The following is a 10,754-nucleotide window of genomic DNA, read 5'->3' on the forward strand; positions in this document are numbered from 1 at the left end:
CCCGGCCACAATTAACCGTTGGGAAGTGAAATCCCTTTGATTTTTCTAAATAATGAAATCGCATGAGTATCAGTCATTCCTGAAACAAAATCTATGCAACTCATCAATACCTGATACATATTTGCGTCTTCCGAGATTTCTCTTCTAACTTCCGACGGCATTAACCTCAGCGCCGACTGATTTTTCTTTGTTAAAACACCTCCATTCATTTTTTCATGCGCTGCCGTAACGAATGCAGCCAGTAGTCCTGGCAGCACTTCAAAACCCGCAGCCTCCGTTTCCATTACTGTACGCGCCCTGTAGATTTTCTCTATGGAAAGCTTTTCAATATCCTGCAAAATCGGCGTTGACTTTATGGTATCTGTCAAGGCTGTATCAAAAATTCCTTTTAAAAGGTTTTCTTCTTCATCTAAAAACAACGTACAACTCTCCTCAATCAAGACCCCTATAGACAATGCACGCAATGTACCTATCCTTTCATCAAAGCTCTCTATTCTCTCTAACTTCTTCTTGTCAAACTTTTCCTGCAGTATACCTGCATAAAGTTCAACAGTATCGTCATAACTGACAAGACCCAGTCGGCACCCGTCTTCAAGGTCAATCAACTGATAGCAAATATCATCCGCTGCCTCCACTAAAAAGGCCATAGGGTGGCGTGACCACACATTATCGCCATATTTTATTAACCCCATATCTTCAGCCATAGCAGAAAACAATGAACTTTCAGACTGAAAGAATCCGTATTTCTTCTGACTCCTTCGCTCTTTATCCTGGCTGTCAATCAGTGATTTACGTGGATATTTGCTAAATGCCGCCAAGGTAGCATAGGTCAGTTTTAACCCTTGGTATCGCTCTTTATTGAGTATACGAAAGCCCTGCGCATTACCTTCAAAATTGGTAAGGTCCTGCCACTGCCAATCTGTTACATATTCCTTAAAGTGCTTACCCTGATCATGATAAAGGAAAAATTCTGAAATGGCATCTTCTCCCGAATGCCCAAATGGCGGATTACCAATATCATGTGCCAAAGAAGCCGCTGCCACTATAGCTCCAAAGTCGTGGACCGAAAACTTATCCTTAAGTTCCTTATGACGCTCCAAAAGTACCTGACCGGCCCTTTTCCCTAAAGTTCTCCCTACGCTTGACACTTCCAGACTATGGGTTAGTCGTGTATGCACAAAGTCATATTCCGGCAGTGGATGCACCTGTGTTTTATCCTGCAATCTTCTGAAAGGGTGAGAGAAAATAATTCTGTCATAATCCTGCTCAAAGGCACTTCTGCTAATATCATGTTCTTTTGGCTTCTGACCTGATCGCTGGTTTGACAGCAATTGTTCCCAATTCATGGCACTCATAATCAATATTTTAACTTACCTTATATAGTTCTGCCGGATCTTGATTTAACAACTTAGACAATGTTTCATATAAAAGTGGCAACGAAGTTTTAAATTCTTGCGGCTTCTCAAAAAAATATTCCAGAGAAACAGCAAAAAACTCGTACTCATTGGTACCAGCATAGCTTCTAAAAAAGTGTTGTTCTCCTCTTTGCAGTTTAGGTAACTCTGTGGCTGCTATTTTTTCCAAAATATACAGACTCTCTTCATCCAGAAAATCAAATTCACTATTCCTGATTCTGTTTTCAAAATGTAAAGCATGGGCCATTTCATGAATAGCCACATTATAGCTATCTGTAAGATCGGCATAGCCATCAATAAAACTCTTCCATGAAAGAATAATGATACCCATCCTGGGGTTTACCTCTCCTACATGATACATTTTATTAATAGTAGAGTAATAGGTGTCAGGGTATACAAGTATTTTATTAAAGTGAGCAAGGTATATCTGCGGCAATCTAAATGTAAGCTGGATAGCTGCCGCAGATATAAGCACTTTCATCTCATCAGTAATATTTGAAAAGCCACGAGGTATAAACTGCTTTGAATATATAAATTGAAAGACCCTTCTTTCGAACCTGTACTTATCAGCATCAGGCAGTAAATTGTAATAGGCCGAATACTTTTGTAAAATTTTCTGATACCTGGAAGGAAATACCTGGTACTTTTTTACAAATGTTAAAACGTTACCGGCAAAAGGCAGTTTGATTTTCCTAAATGTAAAAAATATTAATACTGCCGCTGTCAATAAAAGAAACGTAACCAATACCACCCCAGAGAGCCCTTCCAATCTACCCGATCTGTCTTAGTAACCCAGTTAACGACACTAGCTCCTCAATTCTATTTTTCAGGTCCAATACATTTATTCTCTCCTGCTTTGCAGTATCGCGGTCTCTCAGGGTTACTGTATTATCCTCCAAAGTCTGATGATCAATGGTGATACAATAAGGAGTACCAACGGCATCCTGCCTTCTGTATCTCTTTCCAATCGTATCTTTTTCATCATATTGACAAGCAAAATCATATTTGATCTTGTCAAGAATTTCCCTTCCTTTTTCAGGCAAACCATCTTTTTGTAGCAACGGTAATACAGCTACTTTAGAAGGTGCCAAGGCTGCAGGTATCTTCAAAACAGTACGCTCACTGCCATCTTCAAGTGTTTCTTCCTTATAAGCAGCTGTAAGCACGGCAAGGAAAAGTCTGTCCAAACCAATTGAAGTTTCCACTACATAAGGCACGTAGCTCTTATTTTCCTGATGATCAAAGAACTGAAGTTTCTTTCCTGAATACTCCTCATGAGCTTTAAGATCAAAGTCTGTTCGGCTATGAATACCTTCTAGCTCTTTAAAACCCATTGGGAAGTTAAACTCTATATCACAAGCTGCATTGGCATAGTGAGCCAGGTTTAAGTGGTCGTGATAACGATAATTTTCATCTCCAAGCCCCAAGGTCCTATGCCATTTCATACGATGCTCTTTCCAGTGCTCATACCATTGCATTTCTTCACCAGGCTTTACGAAAAACTGCATTTCCATCTGCTCAAACTCTCGCATTCTGAAAATGAATTGCCTTGCAATAATTTCGTTTCTAAAGGCCTTACCTATTTGGGCAATACCAAAAGGAAGTTTCATACGGCCTGTTTTCTGTACATTCAAGAAGTTAACAAATATCCCCTGGGCAGTTTCAGGCCGTAGATATATTTTATTGGCTCCTTCAGCTAATGACCCCAGCTCTGTGGAGAACATCAGGTTAAATTGCCTTACATCTGTCCAGTTCTTTGATCCTGAAACAGGGTCTGCAATACCAAGCTCCTCAATGAGTTCCTTAAGTTGATTAAGGTTGCCTGTTTCTATGGCCGATTTCATTCTGGTATTGATCGTATTGATCTCCTCTGTATATCTCACCACACGGTCATTGGTAGCAATAAACTGATCTTTATCAAATTTATCACCGAACCTCTTGGCAGCTTTACTAACTTCTTTATTGATCTTAGCCTCTACCTTTGCAATGTATTCCTCTACCAATACATCCGCACGATATCTTTTTTTGGAGTCTTTATTATCAATCAAAGGGTCATTAAAAGCATCAACATGCCCTGACGCTTTCCAGGTGGTTGGATGCATAAAAATAGCAGCGTCAATACCTACTATATTTTCATTCATTTGCACCATCGATTTCCACCAATAGCTTTTAATGTTATTCTTTAGTTCTGCTCCGTTTTGACCATAATCATAGGCAGCGCCTAATCCGTCATAAATTTCACTTGAAGGGAATACAAACCCGTACTCCTTAGCATGAGCAACTATTTTCTTGAGTAAATTATCGTCTTGATTAGCCATGGGCGCAAAGATAGCAAAATGATTTTTATGCTACAGTTTCTTTCTCAATAGTATCAGCAATCTGTTCGATAGGTAATTTGACAATAAATGTTGTCCCCTTTCCCTTTATAGAGTTCACTTTAATTTTCCCATCAAGTTTATCTGCCATTTCTTTTGCTATATAAAGGCCAAGGCCAGACCCTTCGGATTTCACAGTCGCTCTGAAAAACATTTCGAATATTCTGTCCAAAAGCTCCGGCTCTATTCCCTCTCCATTATCCTTTACCATAATCTCCAGATCGCACCCTAGATTTTTTGCAGTAATTTCCACCCTCGGGTCCGGCTGGTCTGTGTTGTGGTACTTAATGGCATTTGCTATGATGTTATTCAAAATTATCTTTAACCTGCTGCGGTCGCCCTGAAAAGAAACATCCTCAACACCTTCATATGCAATGTCTATCAGCTGTGAATTTTCAAAATACTGAAGATTCTGCACCGCCTCTTTGACTATATCGATTAACACCACCTCCTCTTTAACCACACTCAATCGTGAATTACGAGAGTAATCAATGATATCGCCAATAAAACCATTCAATGTGTTGATCCTCTCCTTCATCATTTCCAAAAATGTGTGGTGCTCATTCGGGTCATCTGATAGCTGAGCAATATTGATCAGCCCCAAAACAGAGCTGAGCGGTGCTCTTAGATCATGAGAAGTACTATATACAAAACGATCCAGTTCAGCATTGGTCTTTTCCAACATCAGGTTCTGTTCGTAAACCTTTTTTTCTGCCTGCTTTCTTTCAGTAATATCCATGATGGATCCCACCATCCTTACCGGGCGCCCTTGATCTGTCCATTGTGCTTGCCCGGTATCGAGAACCCATAAATAGGAACCATCACCTTTTTTAAACCTACACTCAATTTTAAAAGGAAGCCTTTTTTTTAGATGTCCTTCCATATATTCGCTAAACCTGGTCCTATCATCCGGATGAACCACATCCAGGAACATCTCGCTGGTTAGGTCATTAACCTCGTCTTTAGGGTACCCCAGCAAATTGGCAAGGAAAGAGGAAATATACAGTTTATCATTAATAGCGTCCCAGTCCCAAATACCGGCACCCGAACCCTGCAATGCAAGTTCAAACCGCCTCTTACTGATGGCCAACTCTTCAGACGATGTCCTTAACTCCCGCTCGCTATTCATGAGCACCTCCTCTGACTTAGCATTAATCCGCAACAAAAAGCTGATCATAAAGATGGCCGTTATACAACTTACAAGAAAGTTTATCACAAAATTAGCAGTGACCTGGCCGGGAGGGAATGAACTCTTAGGCAAGAATGCGAAGTCTGAGGAAGACGTTATAAAGAAAAGGCTTATCGATAAAGTTGAAAAAAAGTAACTAACCAACCTTTCATCAAAGTCAAATAAGGTAAAAGCTCCTATAACACAAGGGATGAAGAATATAAACGAAGCCGTACCCGGGGGTTCCATTTCATAGGTACAGAATACTGCAAAATTCGCGGCCAGCAGAATACACACCTTCGCAGCCACATAACATCCATTTCTGTTTAGCAAGTATGTAACTATAGAGCAACCAATAAAGCCGAAATAGATAAATAGAGCTGAAAAGGTATCATTGATCAGGTCAAAGACCATATAAAAAAGGCCTACCACAAGACATATCATACTGATTTGCCCTGTAAGAATTACTCTTTTATAAAGGGACCATGACTCAATATACTCGTTTTTCTTTACAAAGAAATTTCTGAAACGGAGGCTTTTCATGAGGAGGGATACGCACGTGAAGTAAATTTAACTGGCCATAAATGTACTTAACCTTCTCAATTATTCAAACAAGAAAGCTCTTTAAAGTCCTAATTTAAAGAGAATTATGACTAAAATTCACAAATGCCACTTAGCTCTCTCCCAGTATTCATCCATTTCCGCCAACGTCATACTGCTAATAGACTTGCCATCCTTTGCCGATTCACGCTCCAGAAACTGGAAACGCTTTATAAATTTCTTATTAGTTCTTTCCAGTGCTTCCTCAGGATTAATATCAATAAACCTTGCATAGTTGATCAACGAAAACAATAAGTCTCCAAATTCTTGTTGGGCCTTCTCTTTATTGATGTTTTCTGATTTGTCCACATTAAACTCTGCCTTAAACTCTTGCATTTCCTCTTCAACTTTTTCCCAAACCTGCTCTTTCTTCTCCCAGTCAAAGCCAATTCCTCTAGCTTTCTCCTGTATTCTCATAGCTTTAACCAGGGCAGGTAAAGATGTGGGTACCCCTCCAAGGACAGAAGGGTTCTTATTCCCTTTTTCCTTTAGTTTTATTTTTTCCCAGTTCTCCTTAACGGTTTGTTCGTCTGTTGCCTCCACATCACCATATATATGTGGGTGACGTTCTACAAGTTTATCGCAGACTCCATTTAAAACATCAGCTATATCAAAGGCTTGTTTCTCTGAAGCTATGCGTGCATAAAAGACATTGTGCAACATCAGGTCACCGAGCTCCTTTCTGACCTCATCAAGGTCATTTTCAATGATCGCATCGCTTAGCTCATAGGTTTCTTCAATGGTCAGATGCCGAAGCGTTTCAAGGGTCTGTTTCTTATCCCATGGACAGTTCTCTCTAAGTTCATCCATAATGGTAAGCAGCCTGTCAAAGGCATCAAGTTTTACTTTGCGATTGGGATCAGGACTTATTTTTATTTCCGGCATTCTTACTGGCTTTTTAGAAACTTTAAAAGTAATACTGACGTTTTGGTAACGAATGGCTAAATTTGCAAAAAAATAGACAAAACATGACTACTTTATTACTGGGAATAGGCTTTATAGCACTCTTTTTCGGGTTAATGTCCGTTAGGTTGTTATTTATAAAGAACGGTGAGTTTAAAGGTACCTGTGCATCTCAAAACCCATACTTGAATAAAGAAGGCGGTACTTGTGGTTTTTGCGGGAAAAAGGTAGGTGAGGGCGAAAGCTGTGGAAATCCCGACTCAGAAGTAGATAAAGTAATGGCTAAGTATAATTAAGCCAAAATCCCTGATCACCTGGCCAGGGATTTCAAAAATTATAATTTCTCTTTTTATTGGTCTAATGAAGCCTCCGCACATGCTTCTAGCAGGGGCGGCATTCTCTTTTACACTTTACATTTATAACTAAAAAGAAGTAAGTCAATAACCAGCTAAAGGAGTCATCATTTTTTTAAGCTTCCCAACTTTTCTGATCTGATGAATACTCTGTTTTGCTTTAGCAGGTCCACTTTTGGCAGCCATTCTTGTTCATTCTATTTCAAGACCTATACCTCTTTTACCAAAGCCACAAAGCCATGCACAAACGACACATGGTGATAAAAGATATTTATACTAACTGGTGAAATATGGCTAGAAAAACAATTATTTAAGGATTGATTTTAATATATTATTAATATTAATGAAACCATCGATCGTTAATGGTTATATCACAAATAATGTTTATTTATTATAATCTTATAAACCTTGAAATTCCTAAATTTGCAAAGGAATTAAAGCTTAGAAATCGTGACGTTAATCAAATCAATATCCGGGATTAGAGGAACCATAGGGGGTAAAGCAGGTGAGAGCTTAACACCTATTGATATAGTAAAATTTGCCGCTGCATTTGGCACCTGGGCACAAAAAAAGACTGGAAAATCCAAAATCGTAATTGGCAGGGATGCTAGAATTTCTGGTGAAATGGCCAGTAACCTTGTTTCGAACACGCTTATTGGATTAGGGTTGGATGTAGTGGACTTGGGATTATCCACAACTCCAACAGTTGAGATTGCAGTACCGGAAGAAGAAGCTGCAGGAGGAATAATTCTTACTGCCAGCCACAACCCCATTCAGTGGAACGCCCTTAAGTTATTAAATGATAAAGGCGAGTTTATTTCTGCTGAAGATGGTGCGAATGTATTACAAATCGCTGAAAAAGATAGCTACAAATTTTCTGAAGTATTATCACTAGGTAGCTATAAAAAAGATGACTCTTATATTGATAAACATATAGATCAAATATTGACGCTACCACTTGTAGATGTTGAGGCTATAAAAGCTAAAAATTTCAGAATTGCCATTGACTGCGTTAATTCTACAGGAGGGATTGCAGTTCCTAAACTACTTAAAGCGCTTGGCGTAGAGCAAATACAAGAGTTTTACTGTGAGCCGACAGGTCATTTCCCTCACAACCCTGAGCCACTTCCTGAAAACCTGAATCACATTTGCCATGAAATTGAAAAAGGAAAGTATGATCTGGGTATAGTGGTTGACCCTGATGTAGATCGCTTAGCTCTTATTCAAGAAGATGGAAACCCATTTGGTGAGGAATATACGTTAGTTGCTGTTGCAGATTACGTCCTTTCCAACAACCAAGGCAATACTGTTTCTAATCTGTCTTCTTCTGTAGCTCTGAAGTTAGTTACCGAGAAAAAGGGAGGCTCTTATAGCTCAGCCGCAGTAGGAGAGGTTAACGTGGTTGAGGAAATGAAAAAAACCAAGGCCGTAATAGGAGGTGAAGGAAATGGAGGTATAATTTACCCTGAATTACACTATGGCCGTGATGCCTTGGTGGGCATAGCACTTTTTCTTTCGCACCTTGCAAAATCTGACAAAAGAGCCTCACGGCTCAGAGCATCGTACCCTAATTTTCACATTTCAAAAAACAAAATTGAACTTACTCCAGAAATCAATGTTGATGATATATTGAAGGAGATTCAGAAAAAATACTCTTCTCAAAAAGTTAATACGATAGATGGTGTCAAAATAGAGTTTGGTAATGAGTGGGTGCATCTGAGAAAATCAAACACCGAACCTATTATCCGAATCTATTCCGAATCTGATTCCGAAGCTACAGCCGAGCATTTGGCCAATAAGCTAATTTCAGACATCAAAGATATCATTACGGCCAAAGTATAAAAGCACTATGAACGTTTATCTTGATAACGCTGCAACTACTCCGCTGGATTCGGAGGTATTTGAAGCTATGAAACCTTTTTTACTGGAAAACTATGGAAATCCATCTTCCATCCACTCGCACGGAAGGAAGGTTAGGTCAGCAATTGAGTATGCCAGAAAACAGGTAGCCGAGTTGTTAAATGCTTCTACAGGAGAAATCTTTTTCACCTCTGGTGGCACAGAAGCGGACAATACCATCATTTGCTGTGGTATCGAGTCTCATGGACTTACCCATGCTATTACTTCCCGCATCGAACACCATGCCGTTTTACATACTATGGAAAACCTCGAGAAGCAGGGAAAAATTAAGTTAAGTTATGTTGAACTAGATGAAAAAGGTCATATCATTCCAGAGCATTTGGAAGAGTTGCTTAAAAACAACCCTCGCACAATGGTGTCGCTTATGCATGCCAATAACGAAATTGGCAACATTAATGACCTGGAATTAATTAGCTCAATTTGCCGTAAATATGATGCTATTTTTCATTCTGATACCGTACAAACTGTAGGTCATTACAAGCATGACCTGAAAGCTTTGGACATTCATAGTATTTCAGGAGCGGCTCATAAATTTCATGGCCCTAAAGGTGCAGGTTTCTTATATGTAAGAAAGGATAGTAAAATAGCCCCTTATATACATGGTGGTGCGCAGGAAAGAAACATGCGGGGGGGAACTGAAAATGTATACGGGATTATCGGTTTAGCCAAAGCATTAGAAATTGCTTATCGCGATATGAACAATCACCAAAAATACATTCAAGGATTAAAGGACAGAATGATCTCCAAATTAAGGAGCGGCATTGAGGGTGTAGGTTTTAACGGTGATTCTGAAAACCCTGAAAAAAGCCTTTACACAGTGCTAAATGTGTGCTTGCCGCAGTCTAACGACAATGACATGCTACTATTTACGCTAGACATTAATGGTATATCAGCCTCCGGTGGCAGTGCTTGCTCAAGTGGTGCAAGCACAGGATCTCATGTACTGACAGGCATAAAAGCAGACCCTACTCGAGGAGCGGTAAGATTCTCTTTCAGCAAATACAATAAACCTGAGGAAATTGATTACACCGTTGAGAAGCTTTCTGAGTTTTACAAAAAAGAGGAAGCCTGATATGCTTAAAACTCTTCTCTTCTTAGGATGCTGGGTAGGTCTCTCGGTTTTCACTTTTGGTCAGGCTCCAAAGCAAATGGTTATTACCATAGATGACCTTCCCTACATTACTCACAAGGAAGATACTCTACAGCACATATACATCAATGAAAATATTGTTCGGCATCTTGTAGACCACAAGGTGCCGGCCATTGGTTTTGTCAATGAATCCAAGTTGTTTGTCAACGGCAGACTTTCTGATCCCGAAGTTAAAAATATTGACCTTTGGGCCAGCAACGGACTTGAATTAGGCAATCATACCTTTTCGCATTTCGATTACAACAGACTGACTACAGAGGAATTCTTTAATGAAATAAAAAAAGGAGAACGTATTACCAAAAGTATCCTAAATAACTACGGACAGCATATGCAGTACTTTAGGCACCCCTTTCTGCATCGCGGTGATACTGAGGAAAAGGTTCATGCGCTAGCCTCGTACCTAAAAGATAATAGTTACACTGAAGCTCCCGTCACTATTGATAATGCCGATTACATCTTCGCTAGCGCATATAGAAAAGCCGTAAAAACTACAGATAATGATATGAAAGTAAAGGTTGTGGAGAGCTATCTTACCTACATGGTAGAAAAAGCAAGGTATTTCGAATCCATAACGGATAAAATGTTCGACAGAAATATCCCTCAGATCCTACTTATACATGACAATCTGCTCAATGCCGACTACCTCCCAAAGCTACTAGAGCTATACAAAGCGGAAGGGTATGAGTTTATTTCTTTAGGTCAAGCCCTTGAAGATAAAGCTTACCAAAGTGAGGACAGTTATGTGGAGAATGGCGGCATTAGCTGGCTACATAGATGGGCGTTAACCCAGAAGAAGCCTTCAGAATTCTATCAGGAAGAGCCCACATGTCCCGAGTTTGTTCAAGAGTATGTTGGAATAAGCGAATAAGA

General features: G+C 39.6%; 9 protein-coding genes. 4 read left to right on the forward strand and 5 right to left on the reverse strand.

The window, feature by feature from the left end; translation table 11 throughout:
• Positions 1-11 precede the first annotated feature (11 nt).
• The 5 genes from JMN32_RS26505 to mazG form a co-directional block, all read right to left on the reverse strand.
• Positions 12-1,355 carry a deoxyguanosinetriphosphate triphosphohydrolase gene (locus tag JMN32_RS26505; RefSeq protein ID WP_317191808.1) on the reverse strand — a complete coding sequence of 448 codons (1,344 nt, stop codon included), beginning with the start codon at positions 1,353-1,355 and terminating at the stop codon, positions 12-14.
• A gap of 10 nt (positions 1,356-1,365) precedes the next feature.
• Positions 1,366-2,184, reverse strand: coding sequence for a zinc-dependent peptidase (locus JMN32_RS26510; RefSeq protein ID WP_238354633.1), 819 nt, complete (start codon positions 2,182-2,184; stop codon positions 1,366-1,368).
• A gap of 1 nt (position 2,185) precedes the next feature.
• Positions 2,186-3,733 (reverse strand): glycine--tRNA ligase, encoded by a 1,548-nt coding sequence (locus tag JMN32_RS26515; RefSeq protein WP_202859434.1) that lies wholly within the window; start codon positions 3,731-3,733, stop codon positions 2,186-2,188.
• 25 nt (positions 3,734-3,758) lie between these two features.
• The gene (locus JMN32_RS26520; RefSeq protein ID WP_202859435.1) at positions 3,759-5,501 is read right to left on the reverse strand and encodes a sensor histidine kinase; all 1,743 of its coding nucleotides are present in this window, start codon (positions 5,499-5,501) and stop codon (positions 3,759-3,761) included.
• Between the two features lie 117 nt (positions 5,502-5,618).
• Complete coding sequence (gene mazG / locus JMN32_RS26525) at positions 5,619-6,443, reverse strand: nucleoside triphosphate pyrophosphohydrolase (RefSeq protein ID WP_202859436.1); 825 nt, start codon at positions 6,441-6,443, stop codon at positions 5,619-5,621.
• 83 nt (positions 6,444-6,526) lie between these two features.
• Between mazG and JMN32_RS26530 the strand changes: the two genes are divergently transcribed.
• The 4 genes from JMN32_RS26530 to JMN32_RS26545 all read left to right on the forward strand — a co-directional run bounded on the left by JMN32_RS26530 (position 6,527) and on the right by JMN32_RS26545 (position 10,752).
• Complete coding sequence (locus JMN32_RS26530) at positions 6,527-6,757, forward strand: hypothetical protein (protein WP_202859437.1); 231 nt, start codon at positions 6,527-6,529, stop codon at positions 6,755-6,757.
• Between the two features lie 507 nt (positions 6,758-7,264).
• A complete protein-coding gene (gene glmM / locus JMN32_RS26535; protein WP_202859438.1) occupies positions 7,265-8,656 on the forward strand; it encodes a phosphoglucosamine mutase in 1,392 nt (463 codons plus the stop codon).
• 7 nt (positions 8,657-8,663) lie between these two features.
• Entirely contained in the window at positions 8,664-9,806 is a 1,143-nt protein-coding gene (locus tag JMN32_RS26540; RefSeq protein WP_202859439.1) for a cysteine desulfurase family protein, read from the forward strand.
• Between the two features lies 1 nt (position 9,807).
• Entirely contained in the window at positions 9,808-10,752 is a 945-nt protein-coding gene (locus JMN32_RS26545; RefSeq protein WP_202859440.1) for a polysaccharide deacetylase family protein, read from the forward strand.
• The last annotated feature ends 2 nt before the right edge of the window (positions 10,753-10,754 follow it).

Source organism: Fulvivirga marina, assembly GCF_016775155.1.
GTDB lineage: Bacteria > Bacteroidota > Bacteroidia > Cytophagales > Cyclobacteriaceae > Fulvivirga > Fulvivirga marina.